At 58.9% G+C, this 25,416-nt stretch carries 19 protein-coding genes; all 19 read left to right on the forward strand.

What is annotated here, in order from left to right; translation table 11 throughout:
• Window positions 1-400: 400 nt before the first annotated feature.
• A complete protein-coding gene (gyrA, locus tag ABE528_RS19480; RefSeq protein ID WP_152954191.1) occupies window positions 401-3,163 on the forward strand; it encodes a DNA gyrase subunit A in 2,763 nt (920 codons plus the stop codon).
• Between the two features lie 70 nt (window positions 3,164-3,233).
• The gene (gene serC, locus ABE528_RS19485) at window positions 3,234-4,319 is read left to right on the forward strand and encodes a 3-phosphoserine/phosphohydroxythreonine transaminase (protein ID WP_346653815.1); all 1,086 of its coding nucleotides are present in this window, start codon (window positions 3,234-3,236) and stop codon (window positions 4,317-4,319) included.
• Complete coding sequence (gene pheA, locus ABE528_RS19490) at window positions 4,319-5,413, forward strand: prephenate dehydratase (RefSeq protein ID WP_060508965.1); 1,095 nt, start codon at window positions 4,319-4,321, stop codon at window positions 5,411-5,413. Before serC ends, pheA begins: the two co-directional genes overlap by 1 nt.
• A 154-nt stretch (window positions 5,414-5,567) precedes the next feature.
• Complete coding sequence (locus ABE528_RS19495) at window positions 5,568-7,775, forward strand: bifunctional prephenate dehydrogenase/3-phosphoshikimate 1-carboxyvinyltransferase (protein WP_346653860.1); 2,208 nt, start codon at window positions 5,568-5,570, stop codon at window positions 7,773-7,775.
• Window positions 7,772-8,458, forward strand: coding sequence for a (d)CMP kinase (gene cmk / locus ABE528_RS19500; RefSeq protein WP_343598987.1), 687 nt, complete (start codon window positions 7,772-7,774; stop codon window positions 8,456-8,458). The genes ABE528_RS19495 and cmk overlap by 4 nt, the downstream gene beginning before the upstream one ends.
• Before the next feature lie 124 nt (window positions 8,459-8,582).
• A complete protein-coding gene (gene rpsA / locus ABE528_RS19505) occupies window positions 8,583-10,259 on the forward strand; it encodes a 30S ribosomal protein S1 (RefSeq protein ID WP_012313291.1) in 1,677 nt (558 codons plus the stop codon).
• Between the two features lie 265 nt (window positions 10,260-10,524).
• A complete protein-coding gene (gene ihfB / locus ABE528_RS19510) occupies window positions 10,525-10,821 on the forward strand; it encodes an integration host factor subunit beta (protein ID WP_054886605.1) in 297 nt (98 codons plus the stop codon).
• An 18-nt stretch (window positions 10,822-10,839) separates the two neighbouring features.
• Window positions 10,840-11,103 carry a LapA family protein gene (locus ABE528_RS19515; RefSeq protein ID WP_346653816.1) on the forward strand — a complete coding sequence of 88 codons (264 nt, stop codon included), beginning with the start codon at window positions 10,840-10,842 and terminating at the stop codon, window positions 11,101-11,103.
• Between the two features lie 102 nt (window positions 11,104-11,205).
• Window positions 11,206-12,633, forward strand: coding sequence for an MBL fold metallo-hydrolase (locus ABE528_RS19520; RefSeq protein WP_346653817.1), 1,428 nt, complete (start codon window positions 11,206-11,208; stop codon window positions 12,631-12,633).
• Window positions 12,634-12,848: 215 nt separating this feature from the next.
• Entirely contained in the window at window positions 12,849-13,898 is a 1,050-nt protein-coding gene (locus tag ABE528_RS19525) for a Wzz/FepE/Etk N-terminal domain-containing protein (RefSeq protein WP_346653818.1), read from the forward strand.
• Window positions 13,899-14,065: 167 nt separating this feature from the next.
• A complete protein-coding gene (locus ABE528_RS19530) occupies window positions 14,066-15,445 on the forward strand; it encodes a Wzz/FepE/Etk N-terminal domain-containing protein (protein ID WP_346653819.1) in 1,380 nt (459 codons plus the stop codon).
• Between the two features lie 487 nt (window positions 15,446-15,932).
• Complete coding sequence (gene wecB, locus ABE528_RS19535) at window positions 15,933-17,063, forward strand: UDP-N-acetylglucosamine 2-epimerase (non-hydrolyzing) (RefSeq protein WP_346653820.1); 1,131 nt, start codon at window positions 15,933-15,935, stop codon at window positions 17,061-17,063.
• 4 nt (window positions 17,064-17,067) lie between these two features.
• Window positions 17,068-18,333, forward strand: a complete 1,266-nt coding sequence (gene wecC / locus ABE528_RS19540) for a UDP-N-acetyl-D-mannosamine dehydrogenase (RefSeq protein ID WP_346653821.1) — start codon at window positions 17,068-17,070, stop codon at window positions 18,331-18,333.
• On the forward strand, window positions 18,330-19,778 hold the full coding sequence (locus ABE528_RS19545) for a mannose-1-phosphate guanylyltransferase/mannose-6-phosphate isomerase (RefSeq protein ID WP_346653822.1): 1,449 nt from the start codon (window positions 18,330-18,332) through the stop codon (window positions 19,776-19,778). Before wecC ends, ABE528_RS19545 begins: the two co-directional genes overlap by 4 nt.
• Before the next feature lie 22 nt (window positions 19,779-19,800).
• Entirely contained in the window at window positions 19,801-20,838 is a 1,038-nt protein-coding gene (gmd, locus tag ABE528_RS19550; RefSeq protein WP_346653823.1) for a GDP-mannose 4,6-dehydratase, read from the forward strand.
• Window positions 20,822-21,742 carry a GDP-mannose 4,6-dehydratase gene (locus ABE528_RS19555; RefSeq protein WP_346653824.1) on the forward strand — a complete coding sequence of 307 codons (921 nt, stop codon included), beginning with the start codon at window positions 20,822-20,824 and terminating at the stop codon, window positions 21,740-21,742. The genes gmd and ABE528_RS19555 overlap by 17 nt, the downstream gene beginning before the upstream one ends.
• Before the next feature lie 73 nt (window positions 21,743-21,815).
• Entirely contained in the window at window positions 21,816-22,787 is a 972-nt protein-coding gene (locus ABE528_RS19560; protein ID WP_346653825.1) for a glycosyltransferase, read from the forward strand.
• 87 nt (window positions 22,788-22,874) lie between these two features.
• Window positions 22,875-24,110, forward strand: a complete 1,236-nt coding sequence (locus ABE528_RS19565) for a hypothetical protein (protein ID WP_346653826.1) — start codon at window positions 22,875-22,877, stop codon at window positions 24,108-24,110.
• Window positions 24,097-25,410, forward strand: a complete 1,314-nt coding sequence (locus ABE528_RS19570) for an oligosaccharide repeat unit polymerase (protein WP_346653827.1) — start codon at window positions 24,097-24,099, stop codon at window positions 25,408-25,410. Before ABE528_RS19565 ends, ABE528_RS19570 begins: the two co-directional genes overlap by 14 nt.
• Window positions 25,411-25,416: the final 6 nt, after the last annotated feature.

Genomic DNA, 25,416 nt, shown 5'->3' on the forward strand with positions numbered 1-25,416 from the left:
TTGCAACGTGGCCATGTCTGTGAGGTCATGGTTGTCAGCCTGTTTGAAAGACTCACGGCATGCGCCAGGGCGGGCAACCATGGCGTAACAGGTTCGGTACGTTGCAACAAATGTAGGAGCGAGCTTGCTCGCGATGCGCCGCGCGGGCGGCGCTCGGTCTCCCGGGCAACACAAAACTCAAGGCAAGCACCCTCGCGCCTATCTCCCCACCGCCCCGCCTTTATGATAACATCCGGCAGTTTCCAAGACCGCCCACGAAGGCGGCCTTCATTGCGCAGATCCATGCAACAACTCATTGATTTGTCGTAAGTCGTCGCACCCCTATGCGCTGCGGCGGCGAGCTTCGTTCGGCCCTTGATGGAGCTGCGAAGTTTCACCAGAAAAAGGAATCAGGCTTCTCATGGGCGAACTGGCCAAAGAAATCCTCCCGGTCAATATCGAAGACGAACTGAGACAGTCTTACCTCGACTACGCGATGAGCGTGATTGTCGGGCGAGCGCTGCCCGATGCGCGTGATGGCTTGAAGCCCGTGCATCGTCGCGTTCTCTATGCGATGAGCGAACTGGGCAACGACTGGAACAAGCCGTACAAGAAATCCGCCCGTGTGGTCGGTGACGTGATCGGTAAGTACCACCCGCACGGCGACACTGCGGTCTACGACACCATCGTGCGTATGGCCCAGCCGTTCTCGCTGCGCTACCTGCTGGTCGACGGCCAGGGCAACTTCGGTTCGGTCGACGGCGACAACGCCGCCGCCATGCGATACACCGAAGTGCGCATGACCAAGCTGGCCCACGAGCTGCTGGCCGACTTGCACAAGGAAACCGTCGACTGGGTGCCCAACTACGACGGCACCGAGCAGATCCCGGCGGTCATGCCGACCCGTATCCCCAACCTGCTGGTCAACGGTTCCAGCGGTATCGCCGTGGGCATGGCGACCAACATCCCGCCGCACAACCTCGGTGAAGTCATCGACGGTTGCCTGGCGCTGATCGACAACCCGGAAGTCACCATCGATGAGCTGATGCAGTTCATCCCAGGCCCGGACTTCCCGACTGCCGGCATCATCAACGGCCGCCAGGGCATTATCGAGGCCTACCGCACCGGCCGTGGCCGCATCTACATGCGCGCCCGCTCCGAGATCGAAGACATCGACAAGGTCGGTGGCCGCCAGCAGATCGTCATTACCGAGCTGCCGTACCAGCTGAACAAGGCCCGACTGATCGAGAAGATCGCCGAGCTGGTCAAAGAGAAGAAGATCGAAGGCATCACCGAGCTGCGCGACGAGTCCGACAAGGACGGCATGCGCATCGTCATCGAGCTGCGCCGCGGCGAGGTGCCGGAGGTGGTGCTCAACAACCTCTACCAGCAGACCCAGCTGCAGAGCGTGTTCGGTATCAACGTGGTTGCCCTGGTCGACGGCCGCCCGCGCCTGCTCAACCTCAAGGACCTGCTCGAAGCGTTCGTCCGTCACCGCCGCGAAGTGGTGACCCGTCGTACCGTGTTCGAGCTGCGCAAGGCCCGCGAGCGTGGCCACATCCTTGAGGGGCAGGCGGTCGCGCTGTCCAACATCGACCCGGTCATCGCCCTGATCAAGGCCTCGCCGACCCCGTCCGAAGCCAAGGAAGCGCTGATTTCCACCCCGTGGGAATCCAGTGCCGTGCAGGTCATGGTCGAGCGCGCCGGCGCCGATTCCTGCCGCCCTGAAGACCTGCCAGAGCAGTACGGTCTGCGTGAAGGCAAGTATTACCTGTCGCCGGAGCAGGCTCAGGCCATCCTCGACCTGCGCTTGCACCGCCTGACCGGCCTGGAGCACGAGAAGCTGCTGGCCGAGTACCAGGAAATTCTCGAGCAGATCGGCGAACTGATCCGCATCCTCAGCAGCGCCCAGCGCCTGATGGAAGTGATCCGCGAAGAGCTCGAAGCGATCCGTGCCGAGTACGGCGATGCGCGTCGCACCGAAATCCTCAATGCCACCCACGACCTCAACTACGGCGACATGATCCCGGAAGAAGAGCGCGTGGTAACCATCTCCCATGGTGGTTATGCCAAGACCCAGCCATTGTCCGCTTACCAGGCCCAGCGCCGTGGCGGCAAGGGCAAGTCGGCGACCGGCGTGAAGGACGAGGACTACATCGAGCACCTGCTGGTCGCCAACAGCCATGCCACGCTGCTGCTGTTCTCCAGCAAGGGCAAGGTGTACTGGAAGAAAACCTACGAAATCCCGGAAGCGTCCCGCGCTGCCCGTGGTCGCCCGCTGGTCAACCTGCTGCCGCTGGAGGAGGGTGAGCGCATCACCGCCATGCTGCAGATCGACCTCGAAGCCCTGCAGCAGAACGCCGACCTGGACGAAGAGCTGGAAGAGGCTGAAGACACCGTGCTCGAGGGTGAGCTGGTAGAGGCCGAAGAAGTCGACGAAGAAGACGGCGATACCCCTGAGTGGGTTGCAGAGCCGACCGGCGCGTACATCTTCATGGCCACCGCCTCGGGTACCGTCAAGAAGACGCCGCTGGTGCAGTTCGCCCGTCCGCGCTCCAACGGCCTGATCGCCTTGAAGCTGAAGGAAGGTGACACCCTGATTGCCGCGGCCATCACTGACGGTGCCAAGGAAGTCATGATGTTCTCCGACGCTGGCAAGGTGATCCGCTTCGCCGAGAGCGTGGTGCGTGAAATGGGCCGTAACGCCCGTGGTGTGCGTGGCATGAAGCTGGGCAAGGGGCAGCAGATCATCTCGATGCTGATTCCGGAGTCCGGCTCGCAGATCCTCACCGCCTCCGAGCGTGGTTTTGGCAAGCGCACCCCGCTGTCCAAGTTCCCACGCCGCGGCCGTGGTGGCCAGGGCGTGATCGCCATGGGTACCAAGGGGCGCAATGGTCTGCTGATCGGCGCCATTCAGGTGCAGGAAGGCGAAGAGATCATGTTGATTTCCGACCAGGGTACGTTGGTTCGTACCCGGGTTGGCGAGGTGTCCAGCCTGAGCCGAAATACGCAGGGCGTAACCCTGATCAAGCTGGCTGCCGATGAAACGCTGGTGGGCCTGGAGCGAATCCAGGAGCCATCCGAGGACGAACTCGATGATGTGATCGAGACGGACGAGGAGGGCGTCGAGGCCGATGCGCCGGATGATGAAGCTGCAGGCGCCGAAGAGGCTCCGCAGGAATAAGCAAGCGTGAACCCGAGCGGGGCGACCAAGGTCGCCCCGTTTGACTGATAAGAGCAGAGCGAGAGTGGATGTGAGCAAACGAGCCTTTAACTTCTGCGCAGGCCCTGCCGCGCTTCCTGACGCTGTGTTGCAGCGTGCCCAGGCCGAGATGCTGGACTGGAACGGCAAGGGCTTGTCGGTGATGGAGATGAGCCATCGCAGCGACGACTACGTGGCCATCGCTGAAAAGGCCGAGCAGGACCTGCGTGACCTGCTGTCCGTCCCCTCCAACTACAAGGTCCTGTTCCTGCAGGGCGGTGCCAGCCAGCAGTTCGCTGAAATTCCGCTGAACCTGCTGCCGGAAAACGGCACTGCCGACTACGTCGAAACCGGTATCTGGTCGAAAAAGGCCATCGAGGAAGCGCGTCGCTTCGGCACCGTCAATGTTGCCGCCAGCGCCAAGCCCTACGATTACCTGGCCATTCCGGGCCAGAACGAGTGGAAGCTGACCAAGAACGCTGCCTACGTTCACTATGCGTCCAACGAGACCATCGGTGGCCTGCAGTTCGACTGGGTGCCCGAAACCGGCGACGTCCCGCTGGTGGTCGACATGTCCTCCGACATCCTCTCGCGCCCCATCGACGTCTCGCAGTACGGCATGATCTACGCCGGCGCGCAGAAGAACATCGGCCCGAGCGGCCTGGTGGTGGTGATCGTTCGTGAAGACCTGATCGGCCGTGCCCGCAGCATCTGCCCGACCATGCTCGACTACAAGGTCGCAGCCGACAATGGCTCGATGTACAACACCCCGGCCACCTATTCCTGGTACCTCTCGGGCCTGGTGTTCGAGTGGCTCAAGCAGCAGGGTGGCGTCGAGGCCATGGAGCAGCGCAACCGCGCCAAGAAAGACCGCCTGTACGGCTTCATCGACGCCAGCGAGTTCTACACCAACCCGATCGCCCACAATGCCCGCTCGTGGATGAACGTGCCGTTCCGCCTGGCTGACGAGCGCCTGGACAAGGCCTTCCTGGCCGGCGCCGACGCCCGTGGCCTGCTCAACCTCAAGGGCCACCGCTCGGTTGGCGGCATGCGCGCCTCGATCTACAACGCCCTGGGCCTGGAAGCAGTAGAAGGCCTGGTGGCCTACATGGCCGAATTCGAGAAGGAGCACGGCTGATGTCCGAACAGGAACTCAAAGCCCTGCGCGTTCGCATCGACAGCCTCGACGAGAAAATTCTCGAGCTGATCAGCGATCGCGCCCGCTGCGCCGAAGAAGTGGCGCGGGTCAAGACTGCTTCGCTGCCTGAAGGCGAAAAGCCGGTGTTCTACCGCCCCGAGCGCGAAGCTGCCGTGCTCAAGCGCGTGATGGAGCGCAACAAGGGCCCGCTGGGCAACGAAGAGATGGCGCGCCTGTTCCGCGAAATCATGTCGTCCTGCCTGGCCCTGGAGGAACCGCTCAAGGTCGCCTACCTCGGCCCTGAGGGCACCTTCACCCAGGCTGCGGCCATGAAGCACTTCGGTCACGCCGTGGTCAGCCGCCCGATGGCGGCCATCGACGAAGTGTTCCGCGAAGTGGCGGCCGGTGCCGTCAACTTTGGTGTTGTCCCGGTGGAAAACTCCACCGAAGGTGCGGTCAGCCACACCCTGGACAGCTTCCTCGAGCACGACATGGTGATCTGCGGCGAAGTCGAGCTGCGCATCCACCATCACCTGCTGGTGGGCGAGAACACCAAGACCAACAGCATCACCCGCATCTACTCCCACGCCCAGTCGCTGGCCCAGTGCCGCAAGTGGCTGGACGCGCACTACCCGAACGTCGAGCGCGTTGCTGTTTCGAGCAACGCCGAGGCGGCCAAGCGGGTCAAGGGCGAGTGGAACTCGGCGGCGATCGCCGGCGACATGGCGGCCAACCTGTATGGTCTGACTCGCCTGGCTGAAAAGATCGAAGACCGCCCGGACAACTCCACGCGCTTCCTGATGATCGGTCAGCAGGAAGTGCCGCCGACCGGCGACGACAAGACCTCGATCATCGTCTCGATGAGCAACAAGCCGGGTGCGCTGCACGAGCTGCTGGTGCCGTTCCACGAGAACGGCATCGACCTGACCCGTATCGAAACCCGCCCGTCGCGCAGCGGCAAGTGGACCTACGTATTCTTCATCGACTTCGTCGGCCACCACCGCGACCCGCTGATCAAGGCGGTGCTGGAGAAGATCAGCCAAGAGGCCGTGGCGCTGAAGGTGCTGGGTTCCTATCCAAAGGCAGTGCTTTGATTTGAGATTGTCGGGGGCCGATTCGCGCCCCCTGTGGGAGCCGCGCTTGCCGGCGATGGCCTGCAAAGCAGGCTCCTGCGGTCTTACAGGCTGCCTAGATTTCTGAACAGGGTTCGCACCAGTGGTAAATGCAGCAAAAACCAAACCCGCGCCAATCATCAATCGCCTGGTGGTGGTAGGCCTCGGCCTGATCGGTGGCTCCTTTGCCAAGGGCTTGCGTGAAAGCGGCCTGTGCCGCGAAGTGGTCGGCGTCGACCTGGATGCCCCGTCGCGCAAGCTGGCTGTCGAGCTGGGCGTGGTCGACCGGTGCGAAGAAGACCTCGCTGCCGCCTGCATCGGCGCCGACGTCATCCAGCTCGCCGTGCCGATCCTGGCCATGGAAAAGGTCCTGGCACGCCTGGCTCTGCTCGACCTCGGCACTGCCGTGATTACCGACGTTGGCAGCGCCAAGGGCAATGTCGTGCGTGAAGCGCGCGCCGTCTTCGCAGAGCGCCTGCCGCGCTTCGTTCCCGGCCACCCCATCGCCGGCTCCGAGCAGAGCGGGGTAGAGGCTTCCAACGCCGCCCTGTTCCGTCGGCACAAGGTCATCCTCACGCCGCTGGAAGAGACCGACCCGGCTGCACTGGCGCTGGTCGACCGTTTGTGGCGTGCGTTGGGCGCCGATGTCGAGCACATGCCGGTGGAGCGCCATGACGAAGTGCTGGCTGCCACCAGCCACCTGCCGCACCTGCTGGCCTTTGGCCTGGTCGATTCGCTTGCCAAGCGCAATGAAAACCTCGACATCTTCCGGTACGCTGCGGGAGGGTTCCGCGATTTCACGCGAATCGCCGGTAGCGACCCGACCATGTGGCACGACATCTTCCTCGCCAACCGCGAGGCAGTCCTGCGCACCCTGGACACATTTCGCAGCGACCTCGACGCCTTGCGCGACGCGGTCGATGCTGGGGACGGGCACCAGCTGCTGGGTGTATTCACCCGTGCACGCGTTGCCCGCGAGCATTTCAGTAAAATCCTGGCCCGCCGGGCCTATGTGGACGCTATGAACGCCAACGATCTGATTTTCCTGGCCCAACCGGGTGGCCGCCTGACCGGGCGAATCCGCGTACCGGGCGACAAGTCGATTTCCCACCGTTCGATCATGCTCGGCTCGCTGGCCGAGGGCACGACCGAAGTCGAAGGTTTCCTTGAAGGCGAGGACGCCCTGGCGACCCTGCAGGCATTCCGCGACATGGGTGTGGTCATCGAAGGCCCGAACCATGGTCGCGTGACCATCCATGGTGTCGGCCTGCACGGCCTCAAGCCGCCACCTGGCCCGCTTTACGTCGGCAACTCCGGCACCTCGATGCGCCTGCTTTCCGGCCTGCTGGCCGGCCAGCCGTTCGATGTCACCATGACCGGCGACGCCTCGCTTTCCAAGCGCCCGATGAACCGCGTGGCCAACCCGCTGCGCGAGATGGGCGCGGTGGTCGAGACTGGCCCGGACGGCCGTCCGCCGCTGACCATTCGCGGTGGTAGCAAGCTGAAGGCGCTGACCTACACGCTGCCGATGGCCAGCGCCCAGGTCAAATCCTGCATCTTGCTGGCCGGCCTGTACGCCGAAGGCAAGACCACCGTCACCGAGCCAGCCCCGACCCGTGACCACACCGAGCGCATGCTGCGCGGCTTCGGTTACTCGGTCGAAAGCAACGGCCCGGTCGCTTCGCTGCAGTCCGGTGGCAAGCTCACCGCCACCCGTATCGAAGTGCCGGCAGATATCTCCTCGGCGGCGTTCTTCCTGGTGGCCGCATCGATTGCCGAAGGCTCCGAATTGGTGCTCGAGCACGTCGGCATCAACCCGACCCGCACCGGCGTGATCGACATCCTGCGCCTGATGGGCGGAGACATCACCCTGGAGAACCAGCGTGAAGTCGGCGGCGAGCCAGTGGCCGACCTGCGCGTGCGTGGCGCCAAGCTCAAGGGCATCGACATCCCTGAAGAGCTGGTGCCGCTGGCGATCGACGAGTTCCCGGTACTGTTCGTTGCCGCTGCCTGCGCCGAAGGGCGTACCGTGCTGCGTGGTGCCGAAGAGCTGCGGGTGAAGGAGTCCGACCGCATCCAGGTCATGGCCGACGGCCTGATCACCCTGGGCATCAAATGCGAGCCGACCCCGGACGGCATCATCATCGACGGCGGCCAGCTCGGCGGTGGCGAAGTGCATGGTCACGGGGATCACCGTATCGCCATGGCCTTCAGCGTTGCCTCGCTGCGTGCCAGCGCGCCGATCCGCATCCATGATTGCGCCAACGTCGCCACGTCGTTCCCGAACTTCCTCAAGCTGTGCGCCGATGTCGGTATCCGCGTCGCCGAAGAGGGCAAGTCGTGAATTCGCAGGCACCGGTCATCACCATCGACGGCCCAAGCGGCTCGGGCAAGGGTACCGTTGCCGGCATCCTCGCTCGCGAGCTGGGCTGGAAGCTGCTGGATTCCGGCGCGCTGTACCGCTTGCTGGCGTTCAATGCCAGCAACCACGGCGTCGACCTGACCAACGAAGAACTGCTCAAGGCGTTGGCCGCCCATCTGGATGTGCAGTTCATCGCTGCCGAGCCGGGTAAGCTTCAGCAAATCATCCTCGAAGGCGAGGACGTCAGTAACGTCATCCGTACCGAAACGGTCGGTGCCGGCGCCTCGATGGTCGCCTCGCTGCCAGCGGTGCGTGAAGCGTTGCTGCAGCGTCAGCGCGCCTTCCGTGAGGCGCCGGGCCTGATCGCCGATGGTCGCGACATGGGCACCGTGGTGTTTCCGGACGCGCCGCTGAAGGTTTTCCTCACCGCCAGTGCCGAGGAGCGTGCCCGTCGCCGCTACCTGCAGTTGAAGGGCAAGGGTGAAGATGTTAGTCTGTCGAGTCTGCTAGATGAGATTCGTGCGCGTGATGAACGTGACACCCAGCGTGCAGTGGCCCCGCTGAAACCAGCGGTCGATGCCATTCAGCTGGACTCTACCGAGTTGTCCATCGAGCAGGTGCTGCAACGTATCAGGAGCGAGCTCGCCCAGCGCGACTTGGTCTGATAGCCAGGAGAGCAGGCAGGGGCACCAGTCAACGTCCTGCCGGCTTTCCTTTACTTAAAACAAACCCACATTGTCTGGAATGTGGCGATGGGCGTCTGTTTCGCCCGAATCTACAGGAATTAAAATGAGCGAAAGCTTTGCAGAACTCTTTGAAGAAAGCCTGAAAACCCTCAATCTTCAGCCGGGTGCCATCATCTCCGGTATCGTTGTCGACATCGACGGCGACTGGGTTACCGTACACGCTGGCCTGAAGTCCGAGGGCGTCATCCCGCTCGAGCAGTTCTACAACGAAGCTGGCGAGCTGACCATCAAGGTCGGTGACGAAGTTCACGTTGCGCTGGACGCGGTCGAAGACGGCTTTGGCGAAACCAAACTGTCCCGTGAAAAAGCCAAGCGCGCCGAGTGCTGGATTGTTCTGGAAGCAGCTTTCGCCGCCGAAGAAGTGGTCAAGGGCGTTATCAACGGTAAGGTTAAGGGCGGCTTCACTGTCGACGTTAACGGCATCCGTGCGTTCCTGCCGGGCTCCCTGGTTGATGTCCGCCCAGTGCGCGACACCACCCACCTGGAAGGCAAAGAGCTGGAATTCAAGGTCATCAAGCTGGACCAGAAGCGCAACAACGTTGTCGTTTCCCGTCGCAGCGTGCTGGAAGCCGAGAACTCCGCCGAGCGCGAAGCCCTGCTGGAAACCCTGCAGGAAGGCCAGCAAGTCAAAGGTATCGTCAAGAACCTCACCGACTACGGCGCATTCGTGGACCTGGGCGGTATCGACGGCCTGCTGCACATCACCGACATGGCCTGGAAGCGCATCAAGCACCCATCGGAAATCGTTAACGTTGGCGACGAAGTCGACGTACGCGTTCTGAAGTTCGACCGTGAGCGCAACCGCGTTTCGCTGGGTCTGAAGCAGATGGGCGAAGATCCGTGGGTAGCTATCACTGCACGTTACCCAGAAGGTACCCGTGTACAGGCTCGCGTTACCAACCTGACCGACTACGGCTGCTTCGCTGAGCTGGAAGAAGGCGTTGAAGGTCTGGTACACGTTTCCGAAATGGACTGGACCAACAAGAACATCCACCCGTCGAAAGTCGTTCAGGTTGGCGACGAAGTGGAAGTCATGGTTCTGGACATCGACGAAGAGCGTCGTCGTATCTCCCTGGGCATCAAGCAGTGCAAGTCCAACCCATGGGAAGACTTCTCCGGCCAGTTCAACAAGGGTGACAAGATCACCGGTACCATCAAGTCGATCACCGACTTCGGTATCTTCATTGGTCTGGACGGCGGCATCGACGGCCTGGTTCACCTGTCCGACATCTCCTGGAACGAAACCGGCGAAGAAGCCGTACGTCGTTTCAAGAAGGGCGACGAGCTGGAAACCGTCATCCTGTCGGTTGACCCAGAGCGCGAGCGCATCTCCCTGGGCATCAAGCAGCTGGAAGACGATCCGTTCTCCAACTTCGTTGCTGTCAACGACAAGGGCGCTATCGTCAAGGGCATCGTGAAAGAAGTTGACGCCAAGGGCGCCATCGTCACCCTGGCCGACGACATCGAAGCCACTCTGAAAGCTTCCGAAATCAGCCGTGACCGCGTTGAAGACGCGCGTAACGTCCTGAAAGAAGGCGAAGAGATCGAAGCCAAGATCATCAGCGTTGACCGCAAATCGCGCGTCATCAGCCTGTCGATCAAGTCGAAAGACGACGCTGAAGAGCGTGAAGCCATCCAGAGCCTGAAAAACGCTCCGGAAGCGGCTGCCGACACCACCATGGCTGCGCTGCTGCGCGAAGCAATGGCCAAGCAGAACTGAGTTCTGTTTGATCGGTAAAAAGGGGTGGCCTTCGGGCCACCCTTTTTTTATGCCTGCAATTCTATCCCTGGCATACGCAACCCCTGTGGGAGCTGGCTTGCCTGCGATGGGCTGCGAAGCAGCCCCTGTTCACAGGGGGCTTATTTCCGAACACTCCAATCTTGAATTTTTTTATTAAGTCAAGAACCACCCTGTTCAAATCCCTCCGAGCGTGCTACAAACTGATTAAGCAATGATCTAGCTGCTTGATAACGAAGGGAAAAATATGACGAAGTCGGAGCTGATCGAACGTATTGTCACCCATCAGGGGCTGCTCTCGTCCAAGGACGTGGAGTTGGCCATCAAGACCATGCTTGAGCAGATGTCTCAATGCCTGGCCACCGGAGATCGCATCGAGATCCGCGGTTTCGGCAGTTTCTCCCTGCACTATCGCGCTCCGCGGGTAGGTCGCAACCCCAAGACCGGTCAGTCGGTAGAGCTCGAAGGCAAGTTCGTGCCGCACTTCAAGCCCGGCAAAGAGTTACGTGACCGGGTCAATGAAGAAGAGCACGAGCACACTTGAGTCAGAAGGAGCAGTCTGATGCGTAACCTGAAGCGCGCCCTGGCGGCGTTGTTCGTGCTGCTGTTGGCGGCTGTGGTGCTGTTTTTCGTATTGGAGAACCAGCAGGCCGTATCGCTGGTGCTCTTCGGTTGGTCGGCCCCTGCCTTGCCGGTGGCTGTGCCTGTGCTTGCTGCCCTGGTTGTGGGGCTCGCTGTAGGTCCGCTGCTCGGCGCTTACGGTGTACAGCGCAGCAAGCGCAAGATACGCGAGTCGGCACGCCAGGCGGTACTGAGCAGCAATTGATGAAGGCGCCTACAGCTTTGTAGGAAGGCGTCACCTATGCACGCAGCCGGTGAAATGGAGTAATAGGCATCCATTCAGTAGCCCAGGCGAGCGTGCTGCATTATGCAATTCCCCAGTATTTCCCATCACGGTGGCACCCGCGGCGTAACCGGGTCTTGCCACCGGCTTCATCTGGATTCAGCTACCAGTCTGCTGGTTGATTGCGGTGTGGAGCAGGGCACCGATGCAGCTCCGGGTGCCGGCTTGTTGTCTCCCGATTTTGCAGTTCAGGGTATTCAGGCCCTGGTGATCACGCACGTGCATCTCGACCATGTCGGGCGAATCCCGGCACTGCTTGCTGCGGGTTACCGTGGCCCGATCCTTTGCAGCGAGCCATCGGCAAAGTTGCTGCCGCTTGTCCTGGAAGATGCCTACAAGCTGACCATCAGCAGCGAGCCTGGTCAGGTGGCGCGATACCTTGAGATTATCGATGGCCTGGTAGTGCCCGTTCCCTTTGGGCGCTGGCACTCAGTGGTCGAAAAATCAGGGCTCAAGTGCATGATCCGCTTGCAGCGTGCAGGGCATTTACTGGGCTCCGCATACGTGGAATGTGATGTCCAGATGGCGGGCGTCAATCAGCGTATCGTCTTCTCTGGTGACCTTGGTCACGAAGGTAATCCACTGCTTCGCCAGGTGCAGCCTCCGGAGCGGGCAGATGTACTGGTGCTGGAGAGCACCTACGGTGACCGTCTTCACCCTGATCGCAGTGATCGCCAGCAGCAGCTCGAGCGGGTTATCGATCGCGCTCTGCAGGATCGCGGCACCATACTCATTCCCGCATTCAGCCTGGGTCGCACCCAGGAATTATTGTTCGAACTCGAAGATATCCTCTACCGCAAGGCATTACTTGGCGACCCCGCTGTGGTGCCCGGCGATGACACCTTTGCGTGGTCGCAGCTACCCATCATCCTCGACTCTCCGCTGGCGCAACGCATTACCGGTGCATACAGACAGTTGCATGATTACTGGAATGATGAAGCCAGGGTGCGGTTGAGTCAGGGGCGCGACCCGATGGGGTTCAGTCAGCTGGTGTGCATCGATACTCATGCCCGCCATCGGCAAGTGGTCAATTACCTGAAAAGCACGGTTCGGCCGGCGATTGTCATTGCTGGTAATGGCATGTGTTCAGGTGGGCGGATTGTCGGTTACCTCAAGTCAATGCTGGCGGAGCTGCGGCATGAGGTGGTGTTTGTTGGTTACCAGGCCAAAGGCACCCCAGGTGCAGTGATCCAGGCTAGCGAAGGGGCGGAAGGTTTTGTGCGGATTGATCTGGATGGGGATATGTACGAGGTCCGGGCGAAGGTGGTAACGCTGAGTGGGTATTCGGGGCATGCGGATCAGGCAGGGTTGGTGAGGTTTGCGCAGGGTTGTAATGCGCGGCAGATAGTGTTGGTGCATGGAGAGGGGCGGGCAAAACAAGTGCTGGCTCGAGTGCTGAGGGAGGCGTTCGCGCGGGCGGGAAATGCGCTGAGTGTCACAATTGCAGAATGACCGTTAGGCGGAAGGTGTCGGGTCTGGAAAAGAAGAGAGGAACTTCCTCGGGTGGGGCCTCTCTACTGCTGGTTAACGCGAAGTGAGTGAAAGATGACAAGCAGATTGGCAAATTGCCGCTACGCTTGATTCGAGAGGGGTTGGTAGGGCTGTTTGGCCCAAAGAGGCCCCCCTGTTTTGACGTGATCAGACGGACCCAAGGAAAAAAAGACTAAATGCGCAATGAACGCGAGCGCCTGAGTGGTGGCGATGAGATTGACTTGTTTGAGCTTGTACAGGGGGTTTGGCGGCAAAGGCTTTGGATGGTGCTGGTTGCGGTGCCGGTTATTGGTTTAGGGTTGGCTTATGTAATGCTTGCTGCACCTGTGTATGAGGCGAAACTCTTCATCCAGCCCCCCACCCAGAATGAGATTGCGCAGCTCAATTTTGGTCGTGGAAAAGACACGGGGCTCCCGGCGTTGAGTGCAAAGGATGTTTACAGTGTTTATCTCCGCTCGCTTCAGTCCGAGGCGGTGCGTGACAAGTTTTTCCGAGAAACCTTCCTGCCAGCCTTGACCGAAGATGATCGCAAGGGCTCGCGTGATGCCTTGTACGCCAAATTCAATGGCATGCTCAGTATTGCTCAGGCGTCCAAGGAAATGCCTGATCGATATGTCATTACCGCAAGTGTCGGAGATCCCCGGCTTGCAGCGGTCTGGGTCTCAAATTATGCGGAAATGGCTGCGGGGCGGGCGAAGGACGAACTGCTTGATGGTACGCGTAGCGACTTAACGATCATGGCGGATAACCTTGAGCAACAGATTCGGGCCTCGCGTGCCAGTGCGAACAATCAGCGTTCAGACCAGATTGCCCAGCTCAACGAGGCTTTGCGCATCGCAAAGTCCATAGGCCTGGAAAAGCCGCCAATCATCTCCAATACCTTATCGAGTGAAGTGTCTGCCGGTATGGGTGGGGCCCTCACCTATATGCGCGGCACCAAGGCACTGGAGGCCGAAATAGCCAACCTTGAAGCCCGTCCATCGAATGACCCGTACATTCCGAGACTTCGTGAGCAGCAGGAGCGGCTCAATTTTCTGCGCAATCTGAAAATTGACCCCTCGCTGGTCGCGATGTATCAGCAGGACGGGGCCGTTTCCCCGCCTGACAAGCCGGTCAGGCCGCGCAAGTTAATGATAATGGCGCTTTCAGTGCTGGCTGGCGTGGCGTTAGGTGTATGTGTAGCCATAGGTCGTGATCTGTGGCTGAGGCGTCGAAGCACCATTTGAAGGGTCTTTGCTGTCCAAGGCTGGTCGACAGGCGTTGTTGTCGAGTTCGGAAGGTGTAACAATGCACCCCCTACGCCGATGACATGGATAGCTGGAAGAAGGTGCACGAAGCGCTTGCCGACCCTGCCTGTCTTGGGTGACTCCCCGCTAGCAGGCAGGCAAACATAGTGAACATTGATCCTCGCGGCCACTACATGGCCGCAACCTCCGAAGTAGACCTCTTCGATCTTTTTCGGGCTATCTGGCGCAGGCGCGCGTTCATCGCTGTCGTGGGCGCCATTTTTGCGATTTTTGGTGTCGTGATTGCCTACCTGATCCCCCCTGAATATGAAGCCTCCACTACCTTGCGACCTGTTGAGGTCAATCAGCTGGATGCTTTGAATCGCACTAAAATCTATTCCCTCCCTCCGGCAGAAGCGCTGAAAAGAGTGGGCGCAAGGTTGGATTCCTACAGCGCGCGGCTGGAGTATTTTCGTTCCAGGCCCGAACTTGTTGAGGCCTTCCGGGGTGAAGGGCAGAGTTTCGAGCAGGCTTTTCAGGATTTCAACAATACTGCACTTAGTGTCGTTCAGTCTGACCCCAAGAAGACCAATCTGTTAAGCGACTTCATTGGTTTGAAGATGCGCTATGGGAAAGATGTCGACGGAGCGGCTGTGCTTAATGACTTCGTTGATTATGCGATGGAGCGGGAGCGTGCCCAGATATCAAAGGATATGCAAATTATCCTGGCAAACCGCTTGGCTGAAGTGGATACGAAACTGAACTCGGCACTCACCGAATATCGTGCAGGGAACGAGGGGCGTATTGCACGCCTTGAAGAAGATGACGCCATCAAGCGGGCGCAGTTGAGTGATGAGCTCAAGGCATTGCGGGTGCAATTGAAGTTGCAGCGTGAGGCACGCATGGCAGAGCTTGATGAGGCGATCGCAATTGCCCGTAGCCTGGGATTGAAAAAGCCATCGACGCCATCGCAGATGGCAGATGAAGTCTCGGGCAATGGCAACATCATTCGCACTGAGGTAAACGGCAGGCCCGTACCGCTTTACTTCATGGGGACTGAGGTGCTCGAGGCAGAGCGTACAGCCTTGCGCAAGCGTACCTCTGATGATTTTGTAGAGCCAAGAATTGGCCAGATTCGTAAAGAGCTTGTGCTGCTTTCCAATAACCGCAGTGTGGAAGCAATCAAGGCTCGGGCCAATGATCAGGCTTTCCTGGAGGGTGTTGAAGCACTGCGGGTTGAGCGTGAGCGCTTGCGATCCATTGATACCCAATTGCAAGGCTTGCAGTTGGTCAGTATCGACCAGCGGGCGGTACCGGCCACCAAGCCAGTGAAGCCGCGCAAAGCATTGATAGTGATGGCCGCATTGGTTGCCGGCCTGCTGCTAGGGGTCATCGTCGCGCTCCTGCGTACTGCTTTCAAGAAGCATCTGCGGCGTTCGCGGGTTCTTGAGGTTGGAGGTGGGGTGGCGCCTGTTTTGCCAGAGGACCTCTCGCGCCAGGTAAATGTTCTGTTACCAGAGACGCAGATCAAGGTAGCAAGAGAGTGATATTGTTTTGATGGCGTTTAGGGCTGATATCAGCTGAAAACTCTTATGGTGTGTCACAGCTGAACGGCCTATGATTGTGGCGCCGCTCGTTCCTGGCTGGCAAATATTAGCTTGCCTGAGGGCCGGGATGGGCGCGCCAAGCAAGGGCATTAGAATGCGTAGCGCCGATCAGGTGGGTTTGAGGCGGCTGTCGAATTCGAATAAGGTGGTGTTTCCAGGTCGTGTAGCCGGCGGTAGGGGTAGAGGCGGTCTCATAATAGGAATTGCCAACTTGATGCTACGGTAAATGCTTCGGCTAGTGGGGTGCCGCTTGAGCTTCATGCAAGCTAAGTTGTTTAGTTCGCAGGGCAGAAGTTTTTAGAGTCGGTGGGTTCGGTGTGGATTGGCGAGGTCTGTGGTGAATCCCGATTTTCATGGCTTTTTGATCCGGTGTTGCTAACGCTCACGCCAATTGTCGAAATTCATTCTATTTAAAAATGGTAGTTGCATGGCGCTCAAAGTATTAAGCGTATTTGGTACTCGACCCGAAGCCATCAAAATGGCTTCGTTGGCTTTGGGGTTGCAGGCTGATGACCGCTTCGAGGCGAAAATCTGCGTGACCGGCCAGCACCGGCAGATGCTGGATCAAGTGCTTGACCTGTTCGAGCTTACTCCCGATTACGATCTCGAAATCATGCGGCCGGGTCAGGATCTTACCGACGTGACCGTGGCGATCCTGCAAAAGTTGAAGGTCGTGCTGGCTGAATTCAAGCCGGATATCGTGCTTGTTCACGGCGATACGGCAACAACTTTTGCTGCGTCGCTGGCAGCCTACTATCAGCAGATTCCCGTTGGCCATGTGGAGGCAGGGCTGCGGACGGGTAATCTTTACTCGCCATGGCCTGAAGAAGCAAACCGCAAGCTGACTGGGGCATTGGCCCATTTGCACTTTGCCCCGACCAGCCAGTCGCAGGCCAACCTCCTGGCTGAGGGGGTGCCAGAGGCGCAGATTCACGTCACCGGCAATACGGTCATTGATGCCTTGCTCGAAGTCGTGCGCAAGTTGCAACGACCCGATTTGGCGAACACCCTGGCGGAGCAGTTCTCCTACCTCGACCCCTCCCGGCGACTGGTGCTTGTCACTGGGCATCGCCGTGAAAGCTTCGGTGATGGATTCGAGAGGATCTGCCAAGCGTTGGTGCAAATTGCCAATGACTGTTCAGATGTGGAGATTGTCTATCCCGTGCATTTGAATCCCAATGTGCGTGAACCGGTCAATCGCTTGCTTAAAAACGTCAAGAACATTCATTTGATCGAGCCGCTGGACTATCTGCCCTTTGTCTATCTCATGAATCGCTCCTATCTGATTCTCACCGATTCGGGGGGGGTGCAAGAAGAAGCGCCCTCCCTGGGCAAGCCAGTGCTGGTCATGCGTGACACGACGGAACGCCCTGAGGCGGTCAAGGCCGGGACTGTACGTCTGGTAGGCACGGACTTGCAGGCCATCATCGACAATGTTGAGGAATTGCTTGGGAATCAGGACGCCTACCAGTGCATGAGCATTGCTCACAACCCGTATGGAGACGGGCAGGCGTGTGCCCGTATTATTGAAGTTCTTGCCAATTTCAAAACAAGGTAGTGCTATGAGTATTTCCAAGGTGTCCGTCGTTGGGTTGGGTTATATCGGCCTTCCTACCGCCGCTGTATTTGCCTCCCGCAAGATTGAAGTCATTGGCATCGATGTCAACCAGCACTGCGTTGATACCATCAATCGAGGTCAAATCCATATCGTCGAGCCCGATCTGGATATGGTCGTGCATGCTGCAGTGACAGAGGGGTACTTGCGAGCCAGTACCATCCCGGAGCCTGCAGATGCGTTTCTCATTGCAGTGCCGACACCTTTCAAGGAAGGCTTCAAGCCGGACCTCAGTTATATCAAGTCGGCAAGCGAAGCGATTGCGCCCGTGCTCAAGGCCGGCGATCTGGTCATCCTTGAGTCCACTTCTCCAGTGGGTGCGACTGAACAGATGGCCGCCTGGTTGGCCGAGGCCCGTCCTGATCTCAGCTTCCCGCAGCAGGCCGGTGAAGGGTCTGACATTCGCGTTGCGCATTGTCCGGAGCGAGTGCTTCCTGGCCATGTTCTGCGAGAGCTGGTACAGAATGACCGGGTCATTGGTGGCATGACCGAGCGCTGCTCGCTGGCGGCACGCGCGCTGTACAAGACGTTCGTGGAAGGCGAGTGTGTACTGACCACCGCCCGTACAGCCGAAATGTGCAAGCTGACCGAAAACAGCTTCCGGGATGTCAATATCGCATTTGCCAACGAACTGTCGATCATCTGCGAGGAGCTCAAGGTCGATGTCTGGGAGCTGATTCAGCTGGCCAATCGTCATCCCCGTGTAAACATCCTCCAGCCTGGCCCTGGCGTAGGCGGGCATTGCATCGCTGTCGATCCGTGGTTCATTGTTGACTCCGCCCCTGAACAGGCGCGAATCATCCGCACCGCCCGCGAAGTTAACGACTCCAAACCAGCCTGGGTTATCGACAAGCTCCATGCTGCCATCGGTGAGCATCTGAGCAAGAATCCCGGTAAAACCGCCAAGGATGTCGTCGTCGCGTGCTTTGGCCTGGCTTTCAAGCCAGATATCGACGACTTGCGCGAGAGCCCGGCGCTGGAGATTGCCAAGGAAGTCAGCAAGCGCCACGCTGGCAAAGTGATTGTGGTCGAGCCGAACATCAAGGCACTTCCTAGCGCGTTGGAGGCTGCCGAGCTTTGCTCCGTGAGTCAGGCAATCGAGCGGGCTGATATCCTGTTGCTGCTGGTAGATCACAAGCCGTTCAAGGAAGTCCCGGTGCAAGCGCTGCAGGGCCGGCAAATAGTCGATACCCGCGGAATCTGGCGCGTATGAATATTCTCCCGGTAATCATGTCCGGGGGTTCGGGGACGCGTCTCTGGCCACTCAGTAGGACGCTCTATCCGAAGCAGTTCCTGGCTATCTTCGGCCGGGAAACCCTGTTTCAGCAGGCTATCGATCGTTTGATGAAGATCGAGCCGCCAGGTTGCAAGCTGTTGGCGCCATGTATTGTCGCCAATGACGAGCATCGTTTTCTGTGCCTGGATCAACTGCGTGAGATCAAGGTCGAGCAGGGCGCCCTGATTCTCGAGCCGGCAGGCCGTAATACCGCGCCGGCATTGACACTGGCAGCACTGCATGCTCGGGATTCGGTCGAGCCTGGGTCTGATCCGGTGCTGGTGGTCATTCCTGCGGACCAGACCATCCATGATGTAGGGACTTTCACCAAAGTGGTGGAAAAGGCGGTGGAAGCGGCCAGCCAAGGTGCGATTGTCACCCTCGGTATTCAGCCAGACCGCCCGGAAACCGGGTATGGCTACATTCATTCAACGGATGCCGCCGAAGTCAAAAGCGTTGATTCATTCGTTGAAAAACCGGACCTGGCCACTGCCGAGCGATACTTGGCGGCTGGCAGCTATTACTGGAACAGCGGCATCTTCATCCTGCGCGCTTCGGTTTGGCTGCGTGCTCTGGGGCAATATCGTAGCGACATCCTCGAGGCTACCGAGAAGGCCTGGGCCGAACGAACTGCCGACAATGGTTTCGTACGGCCGCAGGTACAGTCCTTTGAGGCCATTCCGGCGGAGTCCATCGATTATGCAGTAATCGAGCATTGCACCCGTTCGCCTCTGGAAGGGTTGGAGCTGAAAATGCTGGCGATGGATGCTGGCTGGTCCGACCTTGGGGCATGGGATGCAGTTTGGCGGTCCGGTGACAAGGATGCCAATCATAACAGCACCCACGGTGACGTTATCCTCGACTCCAGCAATGACACGCTGGTGTACGCCTCCCATCGCCTGGTGACGGCCGTGGGCCTGGATAACATGGTCATTGTCGAGACACCTGACGCCGTATTGGTTGCCGACAAGGCGAAATGCCAAGGGGTCAAGGCTATCGTGGAAGCGCTGGGTCGTGATACGCGCAGCGAGTCGAGGCTTCACCGGCGCGTCCATAGGCCTTGGGGATGGTATGACAGCATTGATAGCGGCTCGCGTTTTCAGGTGAAGCGGATCCTGGTCAAGCCTAAGGCAACCCTTAGCTTGCAGAAGCATTATCACCGGGCCGAGCACTGGATCGTCGTATCCGGCACAGCTGAGGTGACGTGCGAAGACCAGGTTTTTCAGTTGAACGAGAACCAAAGTACCTACATACCGGTAGGCCATGTCCATCGGCTGGCAAATCCTGGCACCATCCCTCTTGAAATCATCGAGGTACAGTCGGGGAGCTATCTGGGCGAAGACGATATTGTCAGGTTCGATGACACCTATGGCCGTGTTTAAGGCTTGAATTGTGGAGTGGCAAATGCAAAAGAGTGCGCTGATTACGGGTATCACGGGGCAGGACGGGGCTTATCTCGTCGAGTTGCTGCTCGGCAAGGGTTACAAGGTCTACGGCACTTATCGCCGGACCAGTTCGGTGAACTTCTGGCGCTTGCAGGAGCTGGGCGTGCTGGGTCACGAGAACCTGCACCTGGTCGAGTTCGACCTGACGGACCTGGCGGGTACCATCCGGCTGTTGCAGAAGGCTCAGCCGGACGAGGTCTACAATCTTGCCGCGCAGAGCTTCGTCGGTGTTTCCTTCGATCAACCGATCACCACGGCACAGATTACTGGTGTGGGGGCGCTGAACCTGTTGGAAGCCATTCGCCTTGTGAATCCGGGCATTCGCTTCTATCAGGCATCCACGTCTGAGATGTTCGGCTTGGTACAGGCTGTGCCTCAATCCGAATCCACGCCGTTCTATCCGCGCAGCCCCTATGGCGTTGCCAAGCTCTTCGCGCACTGGACGACGATCAACTACCGAGAGTCCTACAATATCTTTGCTACCAGCGGCATCTTGTTCAACCACGAGTCTCCGCTGCGCGGCAAAGAGTTCGTCACGCGCAAGATCACCGACGCGGTGGCCAACATCGAGGTCGGTAACCAGCAGGTGATCGAGCTCGGCAACATGGATGCCAAGCGTGACTGGGGTTATGCCCGTGAGTATGTCGACGGTATGCACCGGATGCTGCAGGTCGATAAGCCGGATACGTTCGTGCTGGCGACCAACCGCACCGAAACTGTCCGAGACTTTGTCAGCATGAGCTTCAAGGCGGTGGGCGTCGACATTGAGTGGCGCGAAACCGGCGAGAAGGAGTTTGGTGTAGATCGACGTACGGGAGTGACCCGCGTCAAGGTCAACCCGCAGTTCTACCGCCCGGCAGAGGTCGAGCTGCTGATCGGTGATGCCTCTCTGGCCAAGGAACGTCTTGGCTGGCAGCCTGATACCACCCTTGAACAACTGTGCCAGTTGATGGTCGAGGCCGATCTGAAGAGGGCCAAGCATGGCACGTCGTTCTGACAAGACTGTCCTGATCACTGGCCTTTCGGGTTTCACTGGTGCGCATCTTGCGCACCGGCTTGCCAGCGACGGCTGGTGTATCGCCGGGCTCGGCGGTCGTCGCCTGGACTGCGAGGTGGCGCACCTAGAGGCGGATCTCAACGATACCGCGCGCCTGACCGAATGGATCCGTGAAGTCGAGCCGACCCATGTGATCCATCTTGCAGCCTTGGCGCATGTCACGGGTAGCGATGCACTTTCCTACTATCGAGTGAACGTACTCGGTACTGAAAGCTTGCTCACGGCGCTGCAGGACAGCGGCGTTGCGGTGCAGAAGGTGATCATTGCCAGCAGCGCCAACATCTATGGCAATGCCTTGGCTTCGCCAATCGTCGAGAGTAGCGAACCTCGGCCGATGAACCACTACGCGCTGAGCAAGTTGACCATGGAAGCGCTGGTACGCAAGTGGTTCGCACGCTTCCCGATACTGGTGACCAGGCCGTTCAACTACACAGGCCCTGGGCAATCGGAATCATTTGTCTTCGCCAAGATCGTCGCGGCATTTGCTCGCCGGCAGGATGAGTTGAGGCTCGGCAACCTGGACGTATCGCGCGACCTTTCCGATGTGCGTTACGTCGCTGAAGCCTATGCACGGTTGTTGGAGTGCGAGTCTGAAGGGCAGTTTGTGAATGTCTGTTCGGGCCGTAGTGTGTCCCTGCTCCAGGTCATTGATGTGATGGCCGATATTGCCGGTTATCGCCCGCAAGTGCAGGTGGATCCTGCGTTCGTTCGGGCTGACGAGGTCAAGGAGCTTTATGGCAGCCCTGCCAGGCTGTACGACCTCGTAGGGGACATCGCAGTGCCCGACTTGCGAGAAACGCTGCTGTCCATGTACGAACGGAACCTTCAGGCTCCAGCTAAGTGACTTTCAACGGATTGGTATAACTGTGCGCATTTGTTTCTTTGCCAATATGTCTGCTCACGCCAACTGGCGTGAGATGTTCGACAAAGTCGAGTTCTATCGCGTCGATATCCGGATTCTCAAAGAACTGGGGCACGAAGTGGTGCTTTCCGGGTCTCCCTCGACACTCGACTGGAAGGCAGACCTCTACTACTGCTGGTGGTGGGGGCATTCGCCTTTCCCATTGCTGGCCGGCAAGTTGCGGCGCAAGCCGGTAGTAGTGACAGGTGCGTTCGACTATTCGACATGCCGCAAGGAAATTCCAGGTATGTGCTACCTGGACCGGCCGCTTTGGCAGAAGCTGGTGCTGCGGGCGTCGTTGCGGATGGCTGACCGGAACCTGTTCATTTCCCGGTCCGAGTATGACGAGGTCACCGGCAACCTTGGGGTTCGTAACCCTGTTTACGCCACCTTGGCCGTGGACACCGATTACTACTCGCCGGTGGTGCAGGCGCAGGAGCCATCTGACTACTTCTTCACGGTAACCTGGACCAGCCGCACCAATGCGATTCGTAAAGGATTGATCCCGAGCATTGAGGCGTTCGCCCGCTTCGCCAAGGATAACCCAACGATTCGTTTTGTCATTGCGGGGAAACATGGGGACTACCTGCCTCAACTGCAGGAGCTTGCTCAACGCTTGGGTGTGGCTGAAAAGGTCCAGTTCGTCGGGATGATTTCCGATGAGGAAAAGCTCAATCACTACCGCAATTGCCTGGCTTATGTGCAACCGACTCTTTATGAGGGGTTTGGACATGCCATAGGTGAGGCCTTGGCATGCGGCGCACGGGTGATCACCTCACCACGCGGGGCAGTGCCGGAAGTAGCGGGTGCATTCGCCAACTGGGTCGAGCCCGACAGCCCGGCGGATATCGCCGCTGCAATGAAGCAGGTGTTGAGCACGCCGTCGAGCCACGAAGACGCCATGGACCGACACCGCTGGATTTCCGGGAACTACTCGATCAACGCGCGCCGCCAGGCACTCAAGCGCATTCTCGATTCTCTGGCCTGACCCGAGAACGGTGTTGAGCGAAAAAACAATTAGACAAGGTGGAACCGTGTGTTAGCTCGCCTCATCAGAATTTTCGAGAGCTCGAGGTTGTTGCAGCTGTTCGTTGTCACCGCCTGCATCCAGGGTGGTGTGATCATCAGTCAGTTTCTCATCGCACCGTTTGTCGAGCCTGCTGTAGTCGGTGTTGTCCGATCGTTGGAAACCATTGTGGCATTGGTCGTGCTGGCCGGTAGCCTCGGTATGCAAAGCATCGCCATCCGCGATACTGCCGCCTGTGCTGAACCGTCCGCGCAGCAAGCGGTGCTGCGCGGGGTGTTCATGCTGGTCGGTATCACGTCCGCAGTGGTCATACTGGGTATCTTTCTGGCGCACGAGTTCGTGCTCACGACGGCCATCAGCTCCTATGTGTTCGTGACATGCGGGCTGGTGCTGATAACCAACCTGCTACGTGTCACGACGGGTTATGCGCAAGGGGCGAAAGTAATCAACGAGATCTACTTCGCGCTGATGTTCGCGACCGGCGCGGGTGTGATACTGACCGTTGCATTGACCCGGCAATACGGAATACAGGGCTGGATGGCTGCGCGCTATATCACCGAGGCAGTATGCTTGGCGGCTGTCTGGTGGCGCCTGCGGGGCCATGTCGGGCCCGCCTTGCAGGTGTTCAAAGTCAACCGCAGCGAGTTGCTTGCCACGGCAGGCTCCGGGGTGACCATCAATGCCAGCCTGTTCGTGCGATTGTTGGTGGACAGCCTGCCAATATTGATGTTGACGGCGCTCCATGTCAGAACCGAAGAGATTGGTTTCTTTGGTCTTGCGAACCTCAGCCTGGTTCTGGGCCTTCTGCCTCTGGCGATCATTGCCCAGCGCGCGATACCCGATCTGGTCGAACTGCTGGATGACCCGGTAGCGCTGTCTGCCAAATTCAATTCGTTCATCAAGTCGATGTTGCTTGTCTCATCGGCAATGGCTGCGGCCCTGGTGATCGCAGCGGGTGGCTGGTTGTTGCTGATTGGTGGTCAATATGAAATGGCAGCCAAGTATGTTGTCGTTCTGGCGCTAAGCCTGCCGTTGAAGGCAGTCGTGCTGGCGTGCGGTACCATGCTGGTCGCGCTTAGGGTCTTTGGTCTAAGTCTGAAGGTCAATATCGTCGAGGGGATACTCGTATTACTGGTCCTTTACTTCGGCATCCCTGAATTCGGTGGGTGGGCTGGCGTCGTCGCTTACGTGGCGGGAACGGTGCTGTCCCTGACGTTGCTGCTGTCAGCGGTGAAGATTCGTGTGGCCAACCTCCAGGGAGACGGCGACGATGCAGGCAGGTAATGGCTCGGAACAATGGCAGGTGACACCGGCAAGGAAGAAAACAGGCTTTGATTGTTTTTCGGCCAGCTTTTTTTTCTTCGTCATCTGGTGTGTGGGTGTGCTGGTACCGCTGTACCCGTTCCTGATGTCGATTGACGGTTTCAGCTTGTTCTGGGACTTCAGCTTCGTCGACAAGGATAGTGCGGTCAATGAGGCACTGCTGATCTATGGCGCAGCCTTGCTGTTCGTGCTTGCGGGTGCCAGCCTGGGACGCAGGTCTCAGCTCAACTTCCCCAGCCGTTCAAGGCTTATCGTAAGGCCGCGCTTTCTCATGCAACGTTCGCTGCTCCTGACGCTCGCGGGGCTGCTGGCGTTCGGGATGATCCTGGTCGTGCTGGGTGGTCTTTCGGGGCTGCTCCAAGGCGCCAGTGACAGGATCAGGGCGTTTGCCGGGCTCAACGGCCTGTTCCTGCTGCAGAACCTTCTGTTGTCGGTTTCGTTGGCATGGTACATCCGCCTTACTGGCGAACAGAAAAGAGCCCACGGCGAGCGACTGATGTTCTGGGTCTATTTTCTCGGCGCATTGTTTGTCTGTGCGTTGCAAGGACAGAAATCGACGATATTCATTGCTGTGTTGTCGTTGATGGTCATTCGGCATTACCGGGTCAAGCGAATCAACCTGATCAAGGGTGCGATTCTGGGTGTGGTAATGTTTGTCTCCTTGATGGCATACCACGTGTTCAAGCAAGAATACCTGGCCACTGGCAAGTTCTTTTTCCTCAAGGACGACCAAGGTGTGTTGCTGTCGTTCTTCAACTTCCTGATCACCCAGTTCACCGGCAACCTGATGCAGCTGCAGACCATGACCGTGCTGGTGGACGCCATGCCTGATGGCCTGCCTTGGCAGAATGGATCGACCTTGCTCATGATCGTGCTGATCCTGATTCCGTCGACGCTGTTTCCAGATAAACCGTTGACTGCGGCGGGTGTGTTCACAGGGGCGTTCTGGCCCGACAAGTGGTTGCTGGAAGGCACGACGTTGCCGCCGGGAGTATTTGGCGAATTTTACATGAACTTCGGTATTGTCGGGGTTCTGCTGGGTGGTCTGGTACTCGGTTTCGTCTGGGGACGCCTGTATGGGGCGGTCATAAACAACCCGCATAACGACCGGGCGTTGGGCGCCTATGCGTTGGCAATCGCCTCCATGCTGCATCTGTTCCGCGGGGAACTTTCCTCCGTGCTGCTATTGGTGGCCTCCATCTGGTTGCCCTTCCTGCTTTTGAGCTCCAGGCGCACGGCGCCTGTCAATCACCCGAACTAGAGATAC

Source organism: Pseudomonas sp. TWI628, assembly GCF_039673865.1.
Lineage (GTDB): Bacteria > Pseudomonadota > Gammaproteobacteria > Pseudomonadales > Pseudomonadaceae > Aquipseudomonas.